Genomic DNA, 21,972 nt, shown 5'->3' with positions numbered 1-21,972 from the left:
ATAATGATAACGCTGAAGGAGAAAGTGATGCCCCGCCCCATTATTATCGATTGTGACCCAGGCCTTGATGACGCTATTGCCCTTGCCATGGCGTTACGCGCCCCAACCTTGGATGTCAAAGCCGTTACCACTTCTGCCGGTAACCAGACACCGCAAAAAACCCTGCATAACGCGCTCGGCCTGCTGACGCTGATGCAACGGCCAGATGTTCTGGTCGCTGGCGGTGCCGCCAAGCCCTTGATGCGCGATCTGGTGATTGCCGATTACGTGCACGGTGATACCGGCATGGGCAATACCCATCTGCCCGCCCCTAGCTTCCAGCCAGTAAAACAGACAGCGGTCGAACTGATTGCCGATCTGCTGCGCTCCAGCCCAGAGCCGATGACGCTGGTAGTGACCGGCCCGATGACCAACATCGCGTTGTTGCTGTCACAGCACGCCGAGCTGAAAAAGAAGATCGAACGCATCGTGTTTATGGGCGGTGGGATGAATGCGGGCAACACCACGCCGGTGGCCGAATTCAATATCTATGTCGATCCCGAAGCGGCCGAAATCGTGCTGCAATCCGGCGTACCGCTGACCATGGCCGGGCTGAACGTCACCCATCAGGCATTGGTGTTACCACAAGATATCGAACGCATCCGCAGTATTAATAATCCAGTGGCGGCAGCGGTAGCCAGCATGCTCGATTTCTATCTGCCGCTGTATCTCAGCCACCCGCGTGGCCTGCCTGGGGCTGCCATGCACGATCCTTGCACCATCGCCTGGCTGCTGGCTCCGGAGCTGTTTGAAAGCCGTGAACTGTGGGTAGGTGTGGAAACCCAGGGGCAGTATACCGTGGGTATGACGGTGGTGGATGAGTTTGGCCAGAACGGGAAACCGGCCAACGTCGAAGTGCTGACCCATATCAACCGCCAGGGCTTTATCGATCTGATGGTTGAGTGCGTCTCACGCTACTAAATCCCCCCTCGCCCTAACCCTCTCCCCCAGGAGAGGGAACCGATCGAGCAGACCTGAAAATACGATGACGCACCTTGGATGAGAGGACTCGCTGATTTTTCTGCGTAATGCCTTTACTCCCTACTTCCCGAAGCAGCACGAACCCACCAAGCACTCCGGACAGCTCCCTCTCCCTGCGGGAGAGGGTTGGGGTGAGGGGCTATAACCACAAGCCCTGTTATCGATTAACGCCTGTCCCTGACCCAGGCTCCGAACCCGCTTTTTACCGCGACGCCAAAGCCTCTGATAGGTGGGGATTATGCAGGTTAGCCGACCGTTGAGCGCATGGAAGCGCGATTGTGAGCCCCCATGGACGGGTTCACGGCGTGTCGGCGTTCTGCATGCTCCCCACCTGCGACACCATTAATCACAGCCATTGAGGTTGATGACGAATATGCGACTGGACGCAGCATGCAGCGCCCCTACATCAGTAGCATCTCTACTGGTTTATCAAGGCTCAAACGGCCGGCGCTGGAACTGATCGTGACCGCACTTCGGGCATAGCGGCAGCACTTCTGGCGTATAGAACGCCAGATGGTGATGACACTTCTCACACACCAGATTACCCAACCCGACCACCTCGCCGCTGTGGTAGACGCCGTGGTGGCTGACATCCTTGAACACCTCGCGCCACTCCAGTTGGGTCTTATCGGTGATATCCGCCAGTTCCTGCCACAGGCTCTCCTTGATCACGCGCATAAACACGCTGTCGGTGAAATCCTCCCGGCTTTCTTCATAGCTGCGGGCAAACTCCTCCAGATCGCGGCGCACCGCCCGGGTTAACTGCTCAACTTCCGTGCGGCTTAGCTCCTCCACTTCGTTCAGACGTTTCTCGGCGCTGGCGACCAATTGGTCAATATCACGTTCGCCGTTCTTTAAACGTTCCGTCAGCGACGTCACCAACTCGCGGTAATACTGAGCAACCTTGTTCATAGCTTCTCCTAGATGAACTACTGCGACAGGACTTCTCCCCTAAAACTACTCGTTATTATTTTAGTCGTAAATCACTGATGTGGCTTGGCAAGGTGAGGGATTGGCACATTGTGAGTCACATCATGGCACGGTTATTTTTTTAATACGCCGAGTCGGGGCGCTTGGTGTTGTTGCCGACAGGTCTTATCAGCTATGCTATGCAGATCTAAAGATACTCACAGAATGCTACGGATGTAGCTGTTACACACCTACAGGACCATCGGCCGCCATGCAAGAGCAATACCGCCCCGAAGAGATAGAATCGAACGTACAGCTTCACTGGCAAGAGAAGCAAACTTTCAAGGTTACCGAAGACGCCAGCAAGGAAAAGTATTACTGCCTATCCATGCTGCCTTACCCTTCTGGTCGTCTGCACATGGGTCATGTTCGTAACTACACCATTGGCGACGTGACCTCCCGCTACCAGCGTATGCTGGGTAAAAACGTGCTACAGCCGATTGGCTGGGATGCGTTTGGCTTGCCGGCAGAAGGCGCGGCGGTAAAGAACAACACCGCACCAGCCCCATGGACCTACGACAACATCGAATACATGAAGAACCAGCTGAAACTGCTGGGCTTCGGCTATGACTGGGATCGCGAGATCGCCACCTGTGATCCTGACTACTACCGTTGGGAACAGTGGTTCTTCACCAAGCTGTACGAAAAAGGCATGGTCTACAAGAAGACCTCGGCGGTGAACTGGTGTCCACACGATCTGACCGTTCTGGCCAACGAACAGGTGATCGACGGCTGCTGCTGGCGCTGCGATACCAAGGTTGAGCGTAAAGAGATCCCACAGTGGTTTATTAAAATCACCGATTACGCCGACCAACTGCTCAACGATCTGGACACGCTGGAAAGCTGGCCAGAGCAGGTGAAAACCATGCAGCGCAACTGGATTGGCCGTTCCGAAGGGGTAGAAATCACCTTCGACGTTGCCGACAGCGCTGAGAAAGTCACCGTCTACACCACCCGCCCGGATACCTTTATGGGTGCCACCTATGTGGCCGTTGCCGCAGGTCACCCATTGGCACAACAGGGCGCGATCAATAACCCGGCGCTGACCGGCTTTATCGACGAATGCCGCAACACCAAGGTTGCCGAAGCCGAAATGGCGACCATGGAGAAGAAAGGCATGGCCACCGGCCTGTTTGCCATTCATCCTCTGAGCGGTGAAAAACTGCCGATCTGGGTAGCCAACTTCGTATTGATGGAATACGGCACCGGCGCGGTAATGGCCGTCCCTGGCCACGATCAGCGTGACTGGGAATTTGCCACCAAATACGGTCTGCAAATCAAACCGGTTGTTCTGAACCTGGACGGCAGCAAGCCAGACGTCACCGCCGAAGCGATGACCGAAAAAGGCACGCTGTTCAACTCCGGCGAATTCGACGGTCTGGATCACCTGGCCGGCTTTAACGCCATCGCCGACAAGCTGGTCGCCCAAGGCGTGGGTCAGCGTAAAGTGAACTACCGTCTGCGCGACTGGGGCGTATCCCGTCAACGTTACTGGGGTGCTCCAATCCCAATGGTGACGCTGGAAGACGGCACCGTAATGCCAACGCCAGCAGACCAACTGCCGGTGATCCTGCCGGAAGACGTGGTGATGGACGGCATCACCAGCCCGATCAAAGCCGATCCCGAGTGGGCAAAAACCACCGTTAACGGCCAACCGGCGCTGCGTGAAACCGACACCTTCGACACCTTTATGGAGTCTTCCTGGTACTACGCACGTTACACCTGCCCACAGTACGATAAAGGGATGCTGGATCCGGCTGCGGCCAACTACTGGCTGCCTGTCGATCAGTATGTTGGCGGCATCGAACACGCCATCATGCACCTGATGTATTTCCGCTTCTTCCACAAGCTGATGCGCGACGCAGGTCTGGTCGATTCAGACGAGCCGGCCAAACGCCTGTTGTGCCAGGGGATGGTACTGGCCGATGCCTTCTACTACACCGGCAACAGCGGTGAGCGCGTGTGGGTATCGCCGGTAGATGCCACCGTCGAACGTGATGAGAAAGGCCGCATTGTCAAAGCGACCGATCCAGAAGGCCGCGAACTGGTCTATGCTGGCATGAGCAAAATGTCGAAGTCGAAGAACAACGGCATCGACCCGCAGGTGATGGTAGAGAAATACGGCGCGGATACCGTGCGTCTGTTTATGATGTTTGCTTCCCCGGCAGAAATGACGCTGGAATGGCAAGAATCCGGCGTTGAAGGGGCTAACCGCTTCCTGAAACGCGTTTGGAAACTGGCTTACGACCATGTTGAGAAAGGTGCCGTTCAACCACTGGACGTCAATGCGCTCAATGAAGATCAGAAAGCGCTGCGCCGCGACGTGCATAAAACCATCGCCAAAGTGACTGATGATATCGGCCGCCGTCAGACCTTCAACACCGCCATCGCCGCCGTGATGGAGCTGATGAACAAGCTGGGCCGTGCACCGCAGGAAACTGAACAGGATCGCGCCCTGCTGCAAGAAGCCTTGCTGGCCGTGGTACGTATGCTGTATCCGTTCACACCGCACGTCTGTTTCACCCTGTGGCAAGCGTTGAGTGCTGAAGGTGATGTGGATACTGCGCCATGGCCTGTGGCAGACGTTGACGCCATGGTGGAAGATTCCAAGCTGGTCGTGGTACAGGTTAACGGCAAAGTGCGGGCAAAAGTCACCGTGCCAGCCGACGCGACCGAAGAACAAGTGCGTGAGCGCGCCTCCCAGGAACATCTGGTGGCCAAATATCTGGAAGGGGTCACGGTACGTAAAGTGATCTATGTTCCAGGCAAATTGCTTAACCTGGTTGTGGGTTAACACAAGGAGGCTTTGTGCGACTTCGTATTCTGACGTTGTTGCTGGGGTTGGCGGTGCTTGTCACCGCCGGCTGCGGTTTTCATCTGCGCGGCAACGCGCAGGTGCCCACAGAATTGCATACGCTGATCCTGGACAGCTACGATCCCTTTGGCCCATTGACCCGTGCGGTACGTGAGCAATTGCGTCTGAGCGGTGCAAAAGTGGTCAAATACGATCCGGCCCACAAGGAAGTCCCGTCACTGCGCATCGTCAGTTCGACGCAAAGCCAGGATACGGTGTCGATCTTCCAGGATGGTAAAACGGCGGAGTATCAATTGGTGATGACGGTACAGGCTCAGGTGCTGATCCCAGGCCATGACATTTACCCAATTAATGTCAAAGTCTTCCGCTCGTTCTTTGATAACCCGTTGACCGCCCTGGCCAAAGATTCCGAGCAGGACATCATCATGCAGGAAATGCGTGAGCAGGCTGCCCAGCAAATTCTGCGTAAGATGCTGGCGGTGCACGCAGCGGTGCAAGACTCGCAAGAGAAAGCCGCCATCGCTGGTGAAAAAGCGGCCAGTGCTGCTGCACAATGATCCGTCTTTATCCTGAACAACTTGCCGCGCAGCTCCGAGAGGGGCTGCGCGCTTGTTATTTATTAAGCGGGAATGAACCCTTGCTGCTACAGGAAAGCCAGGATCTGATCCGTCAGGCCGCCCAACAGCAGCAGTTCACCGAGCATTACAGCATTTCCCTGGATGTCCATACCGACTGGGATGCCATCTTCAGCATCTGCCAGGCCATGAGCCTGTTTGCCAGCCGACAAACCCTGCTGCTGATTTTTCCCGAGAATGGCCCAACGGCCCCGATCGGTGAGCAGTTGGTCAAGCTGGCAGCTTTGCTGCATGACGATATCCTATTGGTCCTGCGCGGCCCGCGCCTGACCAAAGCGCAGGAGAACAGCGCCTGGTTCAAGGCACTCAGCGCCAACGGTGCCATGGTCAGTTGCCAAACGCCGGAGCAGGCCCAACTGCCGCGCTGGGTTGCCCAGCGAGCCAAATCGATGCAGCTGGATCTTGATGACGCGGCCAATCAGTTGCTGTGTTACTGCTATGAAGGCAACCTGCTGGCACTTTCGCAGGCGTTGGAACGGCTGTCGCTGCTGCATCCTGATGGCAAACTGACGCTGCCCCGTGTAGAGCAGGCGGTCAACGATGCCGCCCACTTCAGCCCATTCCACTGGCTGGATGCCCTGCTGGCAGGCAAAAGCAAACGTGCCTGGCATATCCTGCGGCAACTGCAACAAGAGGATGTCGAGCCGGTGATCCTGCTGCGTACCCTGCAACGGGAACTGCTGATGCTGCTGAACCTGCAACGCCACATGGCTAACACCCCGCTACGTACACTGTTCGATCAGCTAAAGGTCTGGCAAAACCGCCGTAGCCTGATCACTCAGGCTCTGCAACGCCTGTCGGGTCAGCAGTTGCGGCAAGCGGTGCATCTACTGGCGCAAATTGAGCTCACCCTCAAGAAAGACTACGGCCAGTCGGTGTGGCCGGAGCTGGAAACCCTGTCGATGTTACTATGCGGCAAACCTCTGGCCACGAGCGTCTCCGATGCCTACTAGCCCGCAACAGCCACATTCTCTGCACGCCTTTTTCGGGGGTACCTTCGATCCGATCCACTACGGCCATTTGCGCCCGGTGGAAGCGTTGGCTAAAGATGTGGGTCTCAAGCAGGTCACGTTGCTGCCCAACCATGTACCGCCACATCGCCCACAGCCAGAAGCCAACGCACAGCAGCGGCTCACCATGGTGGAGCTGGCCATCGCCGGTAATCCGTTGTTTACCGTGGACGATCGCGAATTGCACCGCACCACCCCGTCTTACACCATCGAGACTTTCGAAACGATTCGTAAAGAACGTGGCGCCGCAGCGCCTCTGGCGTTTATCATTGGCCAGGATTCGCTGCTGAGCCTGCACCAATGGCACCGCTGGCAAGATCTGCTGCACGTCTGCCACCTGCTGGTGCTGGCGCGCCCAGGCTACCAGCAGCAGATGGAGACACAAGCGCTGCAACGCTGGCTGGAACGGCACCAGATCGCCGATGCCACCCTGCTCAGCCGCCAGCCGCACGGGTTTATTTACCTGGCTGATACCCCCTTACTGGAGATATCCGCCACCGAGATACGCCAGCGTCGTCATCAAGGCATCAGCTGTGACGATTTACTGCCACGCTCTGTGCAGCGTTATATCGAGTTACAGGGTTTATATCGATAGGCCGCATGCTATACTGCGCCGCTATTTTTCAGGTATCCGCTGAAAACCCCAAGGACCTTGGCTAGCTGGGCAAAACCAGCAGGCTTTCAGCGGCATCCTGCCGAAACCATCACGATTCAGGCCAGTGACTTTGGGCAGTTGCCCATAGCGTCCTGATGAACAGAACACTCCCAAGGGGGAACCTTTGCAAGGTAAAGCGCTCCAAGATTTCGTCATCGATAAAATTGATGACCTGAAAGGCCAGGATATTATCGCTCTGAATGTTCAGGGTAAATCCAGCATCACCGACTGCATGATCATCTGTACCGGCACCTCGAGCCGCCATGTAATGTCGATCGCCGAGCACGTTGTGCAAGAAGCTCGTGCCGCCGGTATGGAACTGTATGGCATGAAAGGCCAGGCCGTTTCCGACTGGGTCGTAGTCGACCTGGGCGAAGTGATTGTGCACGTGATGCAGGAAGAAAGTCGTCAGCTGTACGAACTGGAAAAGCTCTGGAGTTAAGCGGTGAAACTGCAATTGGTTGCAGTCGGCACCAAAATGCCCGACTGGGTGCAGACCGGCTTTATGGATTACCTGCATCGCTTTCCAAAAGATATGCCGTTTGAGCTGACCGAGATCCCGGCAGGCAAACGCGGCAAGAATGCGGATATCAAACGCATTCTGGAAAAGGAAGGCGAGCAGATGCTGGCAGCGGTGGGCAAAGGCAACCGCATCGTTACGCTGGATATTCCAGGAACCCCGTGGGAAACGCCCCAGTTGGCACAGCAGCTCGAACGCTGGAAGCAGGATGGCCGCAACGTCAGCCTGCTGATTGGTGGCCCTGAGGGGCTGTCTCCGGCCTGTAAAGCCGCCGCCGAGCAGAGCTGGTCGCTTTCCCCGTTAACGTTGCCACATCCTTTAGTGCGTGTTTTGGTGGCCGAGAGCCTCTACCGCGCCTGGAGTATTACTACCAATCATCCTTACCACCGGGAGTAACCGGTGGTGATAGTTACAGAGTGAAAAAAGCAGCGGGATGAAAATAGAACGTAACCCTTTTCGCGACTATACGGCCGAGTCCGCCCTGTTTGTACGCCGCGCCGTGGTGGCGTTTTTTATCATTCTGGTGCTGACAGGCGTCCTGATTGCCAATCTGTATAATCTGCAAATCGTTCGTTTTGAAGATTACCGCACCCGCTCCAACGAAAACCGCATCAAACTACTGCCTATCGCCCCCAGCCGCGGCATTATTTACGATCGTAACGGCACACCGCTGGCGCTTAACCGCACCATTTACCAGTTGGAACTGATGCCAGAAAAAGTGGACGATCTGAAAGCCACGCTGGAAGCCCTGCGCCCGGTAGTCGATCTCACCGACGACGATATCGCCAACTTTGAAAAAGAGCGCAAGCGCTCGCGCCGTTTCGTGTCGATCCCGGTAAAAACGCCGCTGACCGAAGTGCAGGTGGCCCGCTTTGCGGTCAACCAATTCCGCTTCCCCGGCGCGGAAGTCAAAGGTTATCAACGTCGCTACTATCCCTATGGGTCTGCCCTCACTCACGTGATCGGCTATGTGTCGAAAATTAACGACCGCGACGTTGAACGCCTGGACAAAGACGGCCAGTTACGTAACTACGCCGCTACCCATGATATTGGCAAGCTGGGGATCGAACGCTTCTACGAAGATGTCCTGCATGGCAAAACCGGCTATGAAGAGGTTGAAGTCAACAACCGTGGCCGGGTGATCCGCCAGTTGCACGAGCAACCGCCTTCCGCTGGCAAAGACGTTTATCTGACGCTGGATCTCAACCTGCAACGCTATATCGAACAGTTGCTGGTAGGCAGCCGTGCCGCCGTGGTGGTCAGCGATCCGCGTACCGGGGGCATTTTGGCGATGGTTTCCAACCCCAGCTACGATCCGAACCTGTTTGTTGACGGTATCTCCAACAAGGATTATCAAGGGCTGCTCAACGATCCGAACCGCCCGCTGATCAACCGCGCTACCCAAGGGGTTTATCCACCGGCTTCCACGGTCAAACCCTACATTGCCGTTTCCGCCCTGAGCGCCGGAGTGATCACCAAAAATACCGTCGTGTTCGATCCAGGCTGGTGGCAATTGCCAGGCTCAGAGAAACGCTTCCGCGACTGGAAAAAATGGGGGCATGGCCGCCTCAACGTCACCAAAGCGCTGGAGGAATCTGCGGATACCTACTTCTATCAGGTGGCTTACGATATGGGGATCGATCGCCTGTCCAGCTGGCTGACCAAGTTCGGCTACGGCGAATATACCGGCATCGATCTTTCCGAAGAGCGTTCAGGCCTGATGCCAACGCGCGACTGGAAATTCAAACGTTACAAGAAACCGTGGTATCAGGGCGACACCATCCCGGTGGGCATCGGCCAGGGCTACTGGACCGCGACGCCGATCCAGATGTCCAAGGCGCTGAACACCCTGATTAACGACGGTAACGTCAAAGATCCGCACCTGCTGCAAAGTACCAAGATCAACGGCGTATTGGTGCCGTTCCGGCAGAAAGAGACCAAGCAAATCGGCGATATTCATTCAGGCTTCTGGGAAATAGCCAAAGACGGCATGTACGGCGTTGCCAACCGGCCTAACGGCACGGCACGCAAGTTCTTTGAAAAGACACCGTATAAAGCCGCGGCAAAATCGGGTACCGCACAGGTATTCGGCTATGAAACCTATAACGCCCATAAACTCGCTGAGCACCTGCGAGACCATAAATTGATGACCGCCTTTGCGCCGTTTGACAACCCGACGGTTTCAGTCGCCATCATTTTGGAGAACGGCGGTTCAGGCCCGGCGGTAGGTACCATTACCCGCCAAATCCTCGACCACATCCTGTTGGGCGACAACAATACGCAATTACCGGATGCAGTACCGCTGCCGCCAGGTATAGAAGGTGATTAAGGGACAACATGACTGAAAGCCAACAAAAGGGCTCAATCTGGACCAAAATCCATATCGACCCCACATTCCTGTTGTTTATTCTGGCCCTGCTGGTCTACAGCTCCGTGGTGATGTGGAGCGCCAGCGGCCAGGATATGGGCATGATGGAACGCAAAATCGGTCAGATCCTGATGGGGCTGATCGTGATGGGCGTGATGGCGCAAATCCCACCGCGGGTTTATGAAAGCTGGGCGCCCTACCTGTATATTTTCTGCGTGATCCTGCTGATTCTGGTGGACGCCTTCGGCCAAATCAGTAAAGGGGCACAGCGCTGGCTGGATCTGGGCTTTGTGCGCTTCCAGCCTTCGGAAATCGCCAAGATCGCCGTGCCGCTGATGGTAGCACGCTTTATGAACCGTGACGTGTGCCCCCCTTCGCTGAAGAACACCGGCATCGCACTGGTGCTGATTTTCCTGCCAACCTTGTTGGTTGCCGCACAGCCCGATCTGGGGACGTCGATCCTGATCGCCGCCTCCGGTCTGTTTGTGCTGTTCCTGTCGGGGATGAGCTGGAAGCTGATCGCCGTAGCGGCCGTGGCGTTGGCTGCCTTTATTCCCGTCCTGTGGTTCTTCCTGATGCACGGCTATCAGCGTGACCGCGTGATGATGCTGCTCGATCCGGAAAGCGATCCGTTAGGGGCTGGCTACCATATTATTCAGTCGAAAATCGCCATCGGCTCCGGCGGGCTGTCAGGGAAAGGCTGGCTGCATGGTACGCAGTCCCAGTTGGAGTTCCTGCCGGAACGTCACACCGACTTTATCTTTGCAGTATTGGCAGAAGAGCTTGGCCTGATTGGCGTGCTGGTACTGCTGTTGCTGTATCTACTGGTGATTATCCGCGGGCTGATGATCGCCGCCAAGGCACAGACCACCTTTGGCCGCGTGATGGTCGGTGGACTGATGCTGATCCTGTTCGTCTATGTGTTTGTTAACATTGGTATGGTCAGTGGTATTTTACCGGTAGTTGGCGTACCTTTGCCTTTGGTCAGTTACGGGGGTTCGGCGCTGATCGTACTCATGGCTGGGTTCGGCATCGTGATGTCGATCCACACGCATCGGAAAATGTTGTCTAAAAATCTATAAGAGGTGTGCAATGCGTAAGGAATGGCTTTGGGTCGGCGCGGTTGCTGCTGCGGTATTACTTTCCGGCTGTGTGACCACAACGGAAGAAACACAGGCACCGGTGCAACAAGCCTACAACGGCCCGGTGACCGAAATCGGCGGCGTGGAGCCTCACTATGAACCCTATAACCCTGGCACGATGCAGGATTATAAGGTTAATGGCGACACTTATCGTATCGTGCAGAACCCGCAGAACTTCTCGCAAACCGGCCTGGCAGCCTGGTACGGCGAAGAGGCCAACGGCAACACCACCGCTATTGGCGAGCAGTTCGATCCCAATGCGCTGACCGCCGCGCATCCGACCTTACCTATCCCAAGCTATGTGCGCGTCACCAACCTGGCCAATGGCCGTCAACTGGTGGTACGTGTAAACGATCGTGGCCCTTACACCTCAGGCCGGATTATCGATCTGTCCAAAGCCGCGGCCGACCGCCTCAACCTGTCTAATAACACCAAGGTGAAAGTCGACTTTATCAGCGTCGCCCCAGACGGCACATTGAGCGGCCCAGGCACCGTGGGTACCGTCGTCGCCAAACAGAGCTATGCCCTGCCGCCACGCCCGGATCTCGATTCCGGCGGTGGTATGGACACTCAGATGCAGCAAGCCGCACCGGTTGCCGCCCCTGTCACTCAAACAATGGACAGCGGCAGCATGAACGGAAATGACACTATCCCAGTGGCCTCCAGCGGCCGCAGCGGTGGTTTCCTTGGCGCACCGCAACCGTTAGCCCCTGGCGTCTTGGAAGGGACTGAACCTCAGCCGGTGATTAGCGCACCGACTGCCGCCCCGGTCGCAGCTAGCGCCGCCGCAGCCAGTAGTGCCAGCGGTAGCTATGTCGTACAAGTTGGTGCCCTGAGCAATGCCGAACGTGCGCAAAGCTGGCAACAACAGCTGAGCCAGCAGTTTGGCGTTCCCGGCAAGGTTGCCGCCAATGGCGCTGTCTATCGCGTGCAGCTTGGCCCGTTCAGCAATCGTCAGCAAGCGGCGCAGTTGCAACAGCGCCTGGCCAGTGAGGCACAACAACAATCCTTTATTACTGCCGCCCCTTAAACGCGATAGATAAATCAGAGGGTTGAGTTTGTAGGGGTCGAACATGTTCGACCCGATTTAGTCCATTGATTATCCAACCGGCTGTCATCTGCCGCAGCATGCAACGCCCCTACGTGGCGGGTGCTGAAACATTTTCTTTCAGGTAAATCTGTGTAAACGCTTATCAGTTGGCCCATTGGCTAATGCCTGCCGGGGCCCCGTCTGCTATAGTGTGACTCGTTTTTTAACTTAACTTTTACGGTGTTGTAGTCCCGATCATGAAACAGGTAACCTCTTTTCGCTTAATCAAAAGCCTCACGCTTGGCACGGCCATCGCGCTCAGCGCAGCGTCAGTTGCCCACGCAGACGACGTTAATATTAAAACCATGATCCCGGGTGTGCCGCAGATTGATGCTGAGGCCTACATCCTGATTGATTACAACTCCGGTAAAGTGTTGGCGGAATCAAACGCCGATGCACGTCGCGATCCAGCCAGCCTGACCAAAATGATGACCAGCTACGTCATCGGCCAGGCGCTGAAATCCGGCAAGATTGGCCAGGAAGATATGGTTACCGTCGGTCAGGACGCCTGGGCTACCGGCAATCCGGTATTCAAAGGTTCCTCGCTGATGTTCCTCAAGCCGGGCGACCGCGTGCCGGTTTCCAAGCTGACCCGTGGTATCAACCTGCAATCTGGTAACGATGCCTGTGTCGCGATGGCTGACTACGTCGCCGGCAGCCAGGATGCGTTCGTTAACCTGATGAACACCTACGTCAAGCAACTCGGTTTGCAAAACACCCACTTCCAGACCGTACACGGTCTGGATGCGGAAGGTCAGTTCAGCTCGGCGCGCGATATGGCGCTGATCGGCCAGGCGCTGATCCGCGATGTGCCAGACGAATACGCTATCTATAAAGAAAAAGAGTTCACCTTTAACAATATCCGTCAGCTGAACCGTAACGGTCTGCTGTGGGATACCAGCCTGAACGTCGATGGGATCAAAACCGGCCATACCAACTCGGCGGGTTATAACCTGGTAGCATCGGCAACCGAAGGCCAGATGCGTCTGATCTCCGCCGTGCTGGGTGGCCGTACCTACAAAGGCCGCGAAACCGAAAGCAAAAAACTGCTGACCTGGGGCTTCCGCTTCTTTGAAACCGTTGCGCCATTGAAAGCAGGCAAAGAGTTCGCCTCTGAACCCGTGTGGTTCGGTGATGCCGATCGCGTAGAGCTCGGCGTAGACAAAGATGCCTACCTGACCATCCCACGCGGCCGCATGAAAGATCTGAAAGCCAGCTATGTGCTGAATACGCCGGAAATCCATGCCCCACTGGCCAAAAACCAGGTGGTCGGCACCATTAACTTCCAGCTGGATGGCAAGACCATCGATCAGCGCCCGCTGGTGGTGCTGAACGAAGTGAAAGAAGGGGGTTTCTTTGGCCGTATCGTGGATTATATCCGCCTGATGTTCCATCACTGGTTCGGCTAACCCTTGAATCGGCTGATTTCAGCCCCATATAACAATTAACACTAACTCCCGCTCCGGCGGGAGTTATAATTTAGAGATCCGCCACAGCTGGAGCGCACCCACATGCAAAAAACTAAACTGAACGAACTGCTCGAATTCCCTTGTACCTTTACCTACAAGGTAATGGGCCTGGCACACCCCGAGCTGGTAGACCAGGTGGTTGAAGTGGTACAGCGCCATGCTCCAGGGGATTACAACCCGCAGGTTAAACCGAGCAGCAAAGGCAACTACCACTCCGTTTCCATCACCATCACCGCCACCCATATCGATCAGGTGGAAACGTTATATGAAGAGTTGGGCAACATTGAAATTGTCCGTATGGTGCTGTAATTACAGCATAACTCCCTGCCAGCCAACCTGGTTCAGCGCCACCGTTGCCCGGGTTGTCCTGGTTCGCCAGGGATAAATGCTGGTCGCGGGCCAGAGCGCCCGGTATAATGTTTTTACCACTTCTGTAACCTGACGATGCCCCGCTTGCAACACAATACGATCATTCTCCGTCAGCTGGGGTTGCAGCCCTATGAGCCTGTATCCCAAGCCATGCACAGCTTCACCAATCACCGCGACGAATCCACGCTCGATGAATTGTGGCTGGTGCAGCATCAGGCCGTGTTCACCCAGGGCCAGGCCGGCAAGGCAGAGCATCTGCTGATGCCAGGCGATATCCCGGTGATCCAGAGCGATCGCGGCGGCCAGGTCACCTATCACGGCCCCGGCCAGCAGGTGCTGTACGTGATGGTGGATCTTAAACGCAATAAAGTGGGTGTTCGCCAACTCGTCACGGCCTTGGAAGAGACCGTTATCAATACCCTCGCCCATTTCAAGATCGAATCACGCGCGCGCCCGGATGCGCCCGGCGTGTACGTGGGTGAACAAAAGATTTGTTCATTAGGTTTGCGGATCCGTAAAGGCAGCTCATTTCATGGCCTGGCCCTGAATGTCGCCATGGATCTCACCCCTTTCCAACGCATCAACCCCTGCGGTTATGCCGGAATGCAGATGACACAAGTCAGCGCGCTGGCACCAGGTGTCGGGATTGCCGATGTGCATCCCCTTCTGGTACAGGAATTTGTACATTTACTCGGCTACCAGACGGTCGAGCTTCGTAACTGGAACCTGCACGATTATGAGTAAACCGATTCAGATGGAACGCGGCGTTAAGTACCGCGATGCAGACAAAATGGCGTTGATCCCGGTAAAAACGGTGGTCACCGAACGCCAGGAGCTGTTACGCAAACCCGAGTGGATGAAGATCAAACTCCCTGCCGACTCTACGCGCATTCAAGGTATCAAAGCCGCGATGCGCAAAAACGGCCTGCATTCGGTGTGCGAAGAGGCTTCATGCCCGAACCTGTCTGAGTGCTTTAACCACGGTACCGCCACCTTCATGATCCTGGGTGCCATTTGTACCCGCCGCTGCCCATTCTGCGACGTGGCACACGGCCGCCCGGTAGCCCCCGATGCCAACGAACCGGAAAAACTGGGGCAGACTATCGCCGATATGGCGCTGCGCTATGTGGTGATCACCTCGGTTGACCGCGACGATTTGCGTGACGGTGGTGCACAGCACTTTGCCGACTGCATTACTGCCATCCGTGCCAAAAGCCCGACCATCAAAATCGAAACCCTGGTGCCAGACTTCCGTGGCCGTATGGATCGTGCGCTGGAGATCCTTACCGCGACGCCGCCAGACGTGTTTAACCACAACCTGGAAAACGTGCCGCGTGTCTATCGCCAGGTACGTCCGGGCGCTAACTACGAGTGGTCACTGAAGTTGCTGGAACGCTTTAAGGAAGCCCACCCGTCTATCCCTACCAAATCGGGCTTGATGGTTGGCCTGGGTGAAACCAACGCGGAAATCGTGGAAGTGATGCGCGATTTGCGTCGTCATGGTGTCACCATGCTGACGTTGGGGCAGTACCTGCAACCAAGCCGTCACCATCTGCCAGTGCAACGTTATGTCAGCCCGGCGGAGTTCGACGAAATGAAAGAAGAAGCGATGGCGATGGGCTTTACCCATGCCGCCTGCGGCCCGTTTGTACGCTCGTCCTATCATGCGGACTTGCAGGCCAAAGGGCTGGAAGTGAAGTAAACGCGGTAATCTTTTGTTACGCTTCGGCGGCTAAAAACAGCAAAAACGGATGTCCTTGCGGCATCCGTTTTTTATTGCTTAACCGCCGGTCGCGTTAAACGTCTTTCTTTTCGACGCTCTGCTGTACCACAGGGGTTTCAGCCGTGTTCTGTGCCGGAGGGGTATCATCACCCACCGCTTTTTTAAAGCCTTTCAGCGCCGCACCCAGATCCGCACCCAGAGTACGCAGTTTGCTGGTACCGAACAGCAACACGATCAATACCGCAATTACCAGCAGTTTGGTAATACTGAGACCTTCCATATTCACCTTCTTTATTCGTTAATGGCTGCAGGCGCGCAGCGCGGGAACAAACTTTGTCTGTAGGTATTTAGCGACTTTCTCTCGGCTGAAACAACAACAACATGTAACAGGATGAGATCTACCCGAGATGTTCTATGCTTAGATTATAGAAGCTATTTCTAATACTTTTTTCCGATGCCCGTTCGTCGGTGCAATTCATCACAGGGAAACATTGGATGCCTACAGCTCCATCGGCTATCAACACCCGGCGTTCAGGCCTCAACTTCGCCAAACGGCTCTACCTGCCACGTATTGTCGGCCTGGGGATTGGCTTCTTTTGCGTACTCACGGCGCTCTACCCGCTGCACCCACCCATTGGCGTGTGGATATTGTTGGTGATTAACGGCTTTATCTGGCCACATGTCGCCTACCAGTGGTCTATCCGCAGTGAAAATACCTATGCCACCGAGATCCGCAACATGCTCATCGATACGCTGCTAGGTGGCATGTGGATCGCCATTATGCAATTCAATGCACTGCCTGCGGTGGTGATCCTGTCGATGATGGGGATGAACAATATTGCCTCCGGCGGCCCTTCCCTGTTTGTTAAAGGACTGGTGGCGCAGATCGTCGGGGCACTGGCAACCAGTGCGCTGCTGGGGTTTCCCTTTGCGCCACAATCTTCGCCGTTGCAGGTTTATCTGTGCCTGCCAATGATCTTTGTCTACCCGATATTCCTGGGTTACGTGACCTATCAAACCGCCAAGCGACTGGCAGAAAAGCAGCAGGAGTTATTACGTATCAGCATGCGTGATGGCCTGACCGGCTTGTATAACCGCCGCCATTGGGAGCATCTGCTGCATAATGAGTTCGACAGTTGTCGGCGCTATAACCATGCCGCCACGCTGATCCTGATGGATATTGATCATTTCAAAGCCATCAACGACACCTTCGGCCATGTGCTGGGGGATGAAGCGCTGATCGTGCTGGCGGAAGAGTTGGTGCTGGGATTGCGGGCGGTGGATATCGTTGGCCGCTATGGCGGTGATGAATTTGGCGCGGTGCTGCCTAATACCAGCGCCGAGCAGGCCAGCCTGGCACTCCACCGCATTCAGGAGCGCCTGAACGAAGTCGCCTTCCGGGAAGCCCCTGGGCTAAAGCTGAATATCAGCGCGGGAGTCGCCGATTATCAGCCCGAGATGCCCGGCTACCAGGAGTGGCTGAAGGCCGCCGATATCGCGCTGTACAAAGCGAAAAACAATGGCCGTAACCGCCAGGAACGAGCCGAACACTCATGTTAACCCACTAACTTATTAAGTTGATAGATTAATGAGTTGATAAATCGGCCGAATAAATAGCTGTGGGCAATCGTACAGCAGATGGGAGTCATTCAGAACGCCGACACGCCGTAAACCCGTCCCTGGGGGCTCGCAATCGCGCATCCATGCGCTCAACGGTCGGCTAACCTGCAACGACTCCCACCCGCCTTAGGATTTAGGTGTAGCGGTATTAAGTGCGGTGATTTGAGTGAGGCGGGCAATTGCCATCGAACATCCGCCACTACAAAACGGCAGCAACAAGGTGTAAAATCTGCCAGGCGCGATCGCTTCGTGCCAACAGACGGAGATGACATTCCTCCATAACCGCCTTCGCAGGCTGATGATGTCTACGTAACCTCTCAGAGAGGTGCGTAGGCTCGTGCCTGAACCTTTCTGAGCATCTTCCATCTTTATGAAAGGGTTTTAACACCATGTTGAGTTCTTTACTGGCAGTTTTTATTGGCGGTGGTTTGGGTAGCGTGTTGCGTTGGGCGGTGAGCCTCAAGCTCAACCCCCTGAGTCCACATATTCCGCTGGGCACCTTGACGGTGAATCTGGTGGGGGGCTTTATCATCGGCCTGGCATTGGCCCTGTTTACCCGCATGACGCACATTGATCCGATGTGGAAGCTGCTGATCACCACCGGCTTTTGCGGCGGGCTGACCACCTTCTCCACCTTCTCATTAGAAGTGGTTTATCTGTTGCAGGACGGGCGTTTTGTCTGGGCCATCACCAATATGCTGCTCAACCTGGCAGGTTCGCTGGCCATGACGCTGCTGGCCTTTATGCTGGTCAAGGCGATCTACGGCCAATAAACTCGTGCAGCTTAATGTATTCTTAATCTGCCTTCAGGATAATCCTTGCTCAGTAACCTGGCCTGAGTGAGGAATTGAATGTTTAGCCTGCCAAAAACCACCACTGAATGGATCGTCAGCTTAGCGTGCGTGCTGATCGTGCTGGCCTTCATCAAACTTTATCTGTTCCCGTAATTCTTCCCTGCCTGAAAAAAATGCATAAAAAACCCGCTCATGGAGCGGGTTTTAACAATTTTGGCTACTGTAGCTTAGATAGCGATAACGTTAGCAGCAGATGGCCCTTTGGCACCGTTCGTGATTTCAAATTCTACACGCTGGCCTTCAGCAAGAGTTTTGAAACCATTGCTAGCGATGGCAGAGAAGTGAACGAAAACGTCCTTGCTACCATCTTCTGGAGTAATGAAACCGAAACCTTTAGATTCATTAAACCACTTAACGCTACCTTTAATCTTAGACATCAAACATACCTTTAACGTGAATGTAAGACACAGAATGTGTGTCCAATACAGTACAGCAATTAGACGGGATTTTGTCCACAACACAGATCACATAAAATCGATAAAAAGTGAAAAAGTCGGTTATTTGCGATGTAAATTGATGTCCCCGGTTACCAGAGATTGCCAAAGCAGCCCGATCCGCCAAAAAACCGTGGCGTCGCCGATGAAACACCGCTCCTCTGTCACTACGCGGCATTACGCGCTATCATTAGCGCTGTTACGAACACCTGATGAGAATGACCATGAACGGCAAGATAACGACTTTTTTTGAGGACAAAGGCTTCGGTTTTATCACCGACGAGAACGGGGAAAATCGTTATTTTCACGTGATTAAAGTGCAAAACCCAGAGCTGATTAAGAAAAACGCGCTGGTGACTTTTGAACCGACCAATAACACCCGAGGGCCATCGGCCTATGCGGTGAAGGTACAGGCACCCAGCAAGTACATCACCATCGCCAACGAGCGGATTAAGATCTCCAGCATCAAGTCCTTCAATACCTTTACCAAAGAAGTCCCGGTCAAAGTAGAGGTGGATAAAGAGAACACCGTGCTGTCCGTCGGGCTGCTGATGAACCGTATCCGCCCACAAGTAGCCGAGGCTCCACCGCAGGCTACGGAAACGCTGCGTATGCTGTCGATCACCACTTTCCAGAACGCGACGCATACCTTCTCAGAGCATGAAGTCGATATCGACGAAACGCTGGAAGCGTTGAACAACCTGTAGCGCTGAAAACATTCAAAGCAATTTAATAGCACCTGTGTTAGCGTGGGTTTTCACCTGACACAGGTATGCGCCATGTCTGAATCTACCAGCGTTAAAGGTTTCAATAACCGCACCACTCAAATTGCCTGCCCAAAGTGTGCTTATGTCACGGACCAGCAATGTTCAAAACTGCGTAAACTCAGCACTCTGATTTGCCCCAACTGCGGTACGCAATTCGCGCCAAAGCAGGGTTAAAACGCTATTTGAAAATCACATGGTTGAGGCCATTGCCACTGACCATGTTAAACGACTCGACGCGGTTGCGGCCCAGGGATTTGGCGCGATACAACGCTATATCGGCCATATTCATCAACTGTTCCAGCGACTTCACCTCATTCATTGCCAAGCTTGCTACGCCCACACTGATGGTGATCCGCAACGGCGCCTTGCCGTTGGGGTTCAGTTCGGCATTTTCTATCCGACTGCGTAGATGTTCCCCCAAGGCTACCGCCTGCGTTCCCAGCGCCCGGGGCAGCATGATGGCAAACTCTTCGCCCCCCAGACGGCCAAATAATTGATCGTGACGCAGTTCACGCCGCAGAATATGGGCGAACGCCGCCAGGACGTGGTCGCCGATGGCATGGCCGTGGGTATCGTTAATCAACTTGAAGTGATCGATATCGATTAACAGCAGCGAGACCGCCTCTTTGGTACGCTGCTTCTGTTCGAGCATTTCCCTGCCTTTGCGCGTTAATGCACTACGCGCCAGCGCCCCGGTCAGGAAGTCGTGGTTAGCGCTGTGTTCCAACCGGCGCAGCAGTTTGCGGCTAACGGCAATCGAACTGGACAGGATCAATGGCCCCATCACCAACATCGCAATACCCAGGCGGGCCGACATCAAGGTATCCATGACCGCCCCGCGCGCTCCCGGCGTTTCATACAACATCAGATTGGCAGAAATGCTGACAATCTCCGTCACGCCGGTGAGAAACGTCAGCAGGGTGACGGTAAATAATTGGTAACGCACGGCGCACCATAGCAGCGCGGGGATAGGGAAGGCTATCGCGCCCGGCCCACCGATATACACGCTAAGCGCCAGTGAAAGCAGCAACGCCAGCAAAGGCAGGCTGGCACGCCATTGCCAGCTAAACTGCAAGCGCAGCAGTTGCTTTAAACGTGGCGCGGCCAGTATGACCGGCAGGATTAACAGGTTGGTAGAGAACTGTTCGCTAAACCAGGAAACCCAGGCAATGATCAGCGTATTGTTGTACTGGCTGTCAGTGCGGAGCACCGAAAGCGTTGCCGACAACGCCGCCCCCAACAGGCAGGCGGTAAACATATAGAGGATCGCCTGGGGCTTACCCATACGGCGTTGGGATTTGGGTAACATCAGCATCACGGCATAACCGGTGGCAATCAGCGCCATATTGCAGGCATTCAGCCAAAGTGCCAGTGGCCAGTTTTCGCCGGTGCTCAAATCGGCAGCGATCATGCCAAGATAGGTCGCTACCCATCCCAGCATCGTCGCATAGCCAGGTTTGCGCAGCATCAACCCGAGCAAAATGGCATTCACAGGCCAAAACAGGGAAAGCGACCCTATCGGGCGGGTAAAAATGCCAAACAAGGAAAGGAGATAAGCCAGTAAAAATACATTAACCAACAGGATCGTTGCCGGCAAACGCTGTTTTGCCTGTATTTCTTCGCTCATGAAACAATCCGCGAAGCAATAGTAACAACACTGACTATAAGCATGCTTTCTTTCCCCGAACAGAAAAATGAGCTACAACACCACATTAAAATGGTCAATTAAATCAATCGAAAACCTGATTTCGGCTTATTAGTTTAATTCGCCAATAAAAGTTTAAAGCCATGTTCGCTGGACTCATCCCTTTAGCGAAAACGCTTGTTAAAAGCATAGCCTAAATTGTTAACACCACAAAAATAGCCAGCAAAGGGAAATTAAAGGGACTCAATTAGGAATCTTCTTGGTTGCGGTTATTTTCCTGCAACACCGACAGAAGTGCAACGAAAAAAGCCCGCAAAGTGATGCGGGCAGGCTGGAAGTGAACAGCTAAATTGACAGTTACGACGCAGCCCCTGGGGGGTCAGCGCTGCCGGTGATTGTAAAGCACCAACCTTAAGCAGACCTTAGGCGTAAAAAAGCCCGGCTAGGAACCGGGCATAATGTTACGAAATGCAGTGTCAACCCAAACGGGCTAATAACCGGCTTATCATAACCGGCAATTGTGCAGAAAAAGTGGATCACACCGAGACAGTTCCCCCTATTTAAACGGAAACACACCCACGTTATCTCACCGTTGCCGGAAGGGTTATTGCCGACTGTCCAGGCAAAAAAAATCCCGCACAAGGCGGGATAAAGTCAAAGGGATGGTAATACACTACAGGACTAACACAACATCATCGGGCTGAAATCACTTTACCAGCGCGAGTGTATAGAACTGTCATGCTTGGGTAAGGATGATGCGAGAGATGTAACTCTTGGTGGAAGACACTGACAAAGCTGCGGTTTTCTCTCTGAGCGAGATTAATTGTAACCAATGGCAACCTGCTATTTTGGGTCAAGTATTCAATG

At 54.6% G+C, this 21,972-nt stretch carries 22 protein-coding genes and 1 riboswitch; of the genes, 18 read left to right on the top strand and 4 right to left on the bottom strand.

What is annotated here, in order from left to right:
* Window positions 1–27: 27 nt before the first annotated feature.
* Complete coding sequence (gene rihA / locus U869_RS0122320; RefSeq protein WP_025123428.1) at window positions 28–960, top strand: pyrimidine-specific ribonucleoside hydrolase RihA; 933 nt, start codon at window positions 28–30, stop codon at window positions 958–960.
* A gap of 489 nt (window positions 961–1,449) precedes the next feature.
* Here the strand turns inward: rihA and U869_RS0122315 are convergent, their stop codons facing one another.
* Window positions 1,450–1,932, bottom strand: a complete 483-nt coding sequence (locus U869_RS0122315; RefSeq protein ID WP_025123427.1) for a zinc ribbon-containing protein — start codon at window positions 1,930–1,932, stop codon at window positions 1,450–1,452.
* Between the two features lie 268 nt (window positions 1,933–2,200).
* Here U869_RS0122315 and leuS point away from each other — a divergent pair, with 268 nt between their 5' ends.
* The 13 genes from leuS to lipA all read left to right on the top strand — a co-directional run bounded on the left by leuS (window position 2,201) and on the right by lipA (window position 15,764).
* The gene (gene leuS / locus U869_RS0122310; RefSeq protein ID WP_025123426.1) at window positions 2,201–4,783 is read left to right on the top strand and encodes a leucine--tRNA ligase; all 2,583 of its coding nucleotides are present in this window, start codon (window positions 2,201–2,203) and stop codon (window positions 4,781–4,783) included.
* A gap of 14 nt (window positions 4,784–4,797) precedes the next feature.
* Window positions 4,798–5,361: an LPS assembly lipoprotein LptE gene (gene lptE / locus U869_RS0122305; RefSeq protein WP_025123425.1), complete on the top strand. Its 564-nt coding sequence runs from the start codon at window positions 4,798–4,800 to the stop codon at window positions 5,359–5,361.
* Window positions 5,358–6,392, top strand: a complete 1,035-nt coding sequence (gene holA, locus U869_RS0122300; RefSeq protein WP_025123424.1) for a DNA polymerase III subunit delta — start codon at window positions 5,358–5,360, stop codon at window positions 6,390–6,392. Before lptE ends, holA begins: the two co-directional genes overlap by 4 nt.
* Window positions 6,382–7,044, top strand: a complete 663-nt coding sequence (gene nadD / locus U869_RS0122295; RefSeq protein WP_025123423.1) for a nicotinate-nucleotide adenylyltransferase — start codon at window positions 6,382–6,384, stop codon at window positions 7,042–7,044. Before holA ends, nadD begins: the two co-directional genes overlap by 11 nt.
* Before the next feature lie 184 nt (window positions 7,045–7,228).
* Window positions 7,229–7,546, top strand: coding sequence for a ribosome silencing factor (rsfS, locus tag U869_RS0122290; RefSeq protein ID WP_025123422.1), 318 nt, complete (start codon window positions 7,229–7,231; stop codon window positions 7,544–7,546).
* 3 nt (window positions 7,547–7,549) lie between these two features.
* Window positions 7,550–8,020, top strand: a complete 471-nt coding sequence (gene rlmH / locus U869_RS0122285; protein WP_025123421.1) for a 23S rRNA (pseudouridine(1915)-N(3))-methyltransferase RlmH — start codon at window positions 7,550–7,552, stop codon at window positions 8,018–8,020.
* Window positions 8,021–8,057: 37 nt separating this feature from the next.
* A complete protein-coding gene (mrdA, locus tag U869_RS0122280) occupies window positions 8,058–9,953 on the top strand; it encodes a peptidoglycan DD-transpeptidase MrdA (protein ID WP_025123420.1) in 1,896 nt (631 codons plus the stop codon).
* An 8-nt stretch (window positions 9,954–9,961) separates the two neighbouring features.
* Window positions 9,962–11,074, top strand: coding sequence for a peptidoglycan glycosyltransferase MrdB (gene mrdB / locus U869_RS0122275; protein ID WP_025123419.1), 1,113 nt, complete (start codon window positions 9,962–9,964; stop codon window positions 11,072–11,074).
* A gap of 10 nt (window positions 11,075–11,084) precedes the next feature.
* Window positions 11,085–12,164, top strand: coding sequence for an endolytic peptidoglycan transglycosylase RlpA (rlpA, locus tag U869_RS0122270; protein ID WP_025123418.1), 1,080 nt, complete (start codon window positions 11,085–11,087; stop codon window positions 12,162–12,164).
* Between the two features lie 257 nt (window positions 12,165–12,421).
* Entirely contained in the window at window positions 12,422–13,633 is a 1,212-nt protein-coding gene (gene dacA / locus U869_RS0122265) for a D-alanyl-D-alanine carboxypeptidase DacA (RefSeq protein WP_025123417.1), read from the top strand.
* 102 nt (window positions 13,634–13,735) lie between these two features.
* Window positions 13,736–14,002, top strand: coding sequence for a DUF493 family protein YbeD (gene ybeD / locus U869_RS0122260; protein ID WP_021180010.1), 267 nt, complete (start codon window positions 13,736–13,738; stop codon window positions 14,000–14,002).
* 135 nt (window positions 14,003–14,137) lie between these two features.
* Window positions 14,138–14,806, top strand: coding sequence for a lipoyl(octanoyl) transferase LipB (gene lipB, locus U869_RS0122255; protein ID WP_025123416.1), 669 nt, complete (start codon window positions 14,138–14,140; stop codon window positions 14,804–14,806).
* On the top strand, window positions 14,799–15,764 hold the full coding sequence (lipA, locus tag U869_RS0122250; protein WP_025123415.1) for a lipoyl synthase: 966 nt from the start codon (window positions 14,799–14,801) through the stop codon (window positions 15,762–15,764). Before lipB ends, lipA begins: the two co-directional genes overlap by 8 nt.
* A gap of 94 nt (window positions 15,765–15,858) precedes the next feature.
* Here the strand turns inward: lipA and tatA are convergent, their stop codons facing one another.
* Window positions 15,859–16,065, bottom strand: coding sequence for a Sec-independent protein translocase subunit TatA (tatA, locus tag U869_RS0122245; RefSeq protein WP_025123414.1), 207 nt, complete (start codon window positions 16,063–16,065; stop codon window positions 15,859–15,861).
* 215 nt (window positions 16,066–16,280) lie between these two features.
* Here tatA and adrA point away from each other — a divergent pair, with 215 nt between their 5' ends.
* Window positions 16,281–17,345, top strand: a complete 1,065-nt coding sequence (gene adrA, locus U869_RS0122240) for a diguanylate cyclase AdrA (RefSeq protein WP_025123413.1) — start codon at window positions 16,281–16,283, stop codon at window positions 17,343–17,345.
* A 312-nt stretch (window positions 17,346–17,657) separates the two neighbouring features.
* A riboswitch (Fluoride riboswitch) is annotated at window positions 17,658–17,720 on the top strand.
* A 74-nt stretch (window positions 17,721–17,794) separates the two neighbouring features.
* On the top strand, window positions 17,795–18,178 hold the full coding sequence (gene crcB, locus U869_RS0122235; RefSeq protein WP_025123412.1) for a fluoride efflux transporter CrcB: 384 nt from the start codon (window positions 17,795–17,797) through the stop codon (window positions 18,176–18,178).
* Window positions 18,179–18,426: 248 nt separating this feature from the next.
* On the opposite strand, the gene cspE is transcribed toward crcB, so the two are convergent.
* Window positions 18,427–18,636 carry a transcription antiterminator/RNA stability regulator CspE gene (cspE, locus tag U869_RS0122225; protein WP_002210315.1) on the bottom strand — a complete coding sequence of 70 codons (210 nt, stop codon included), beginning with the start codon at window positions 18,634–18,636 and terminating at the stop codon, window positions 18,427–18,429.
* A gap of 281 nt (window positions 18,637–18,917) precedes the next feature.
* Between cspE and U869_RS0122220 the strand changes: the two genes are divergently transcribed.
* Both U869_RS0122220 and U869_RS32610 read left to right on the top strand, forming a co-directional pair.
* Window positions 18,918–19,400 carry a cold-shock protein gene (locus tag U869_RS0122220; protein ID WP_025123411.1) on the top strand — a complete coding sequence of 161 codons (483 nt, stop codon included), beginning with the start codon at window positions 18,918–18,920 and terminating at the stop codon, window positions 19,398–19,400.
* Between the two features lie 72 nt (window positions 19,401–19,472).
* Window positions 19,473–19,634 carry a YnfU family zinc-binding protein gene (locus U869_RS32610; protein WP_232785386.1) on the top strand — a complete coding sequence of 54 codons (162 nt, stop codon included), beginning with the start codon at window positions 19,473–19,475 and terminating at the stop codon, window positions 19,632–19,634.
* Between the two features lie 4 nt (window positions 19,635–19,638).
* Here U869_RS32610 and U869_RS0122210 read toward each other — a convergent pair whose 3' ends face one another.
* Window positions 19,639–21,087, bottom strand: coding sequence for a GGDEF domain-containing protein (locus U869_RS0122210; protein ID WP_025123410.1), 1,449 nt, complete (start codon window positions 21,085–21,087; stop codon window positions 19,639–19,641).
* Between the last annotated feature and the right edge of the window lie 885 nt (window positions 21,088–21,972).

This window comes from Serratia sp. H1w (assembly GCF_000633355.1).
Classification (GTDB): domain Bacteria; phylum Pseudomonadota; class Gammaproteobacteria; order Enterobacterales; family Enterobacteriaceae; genus Chania.
The sequence above is the reverse complement of the archived record's forward strand: the minus strand, read 5'-3'. Positions and strand labels throughout refer to the sequence as shown.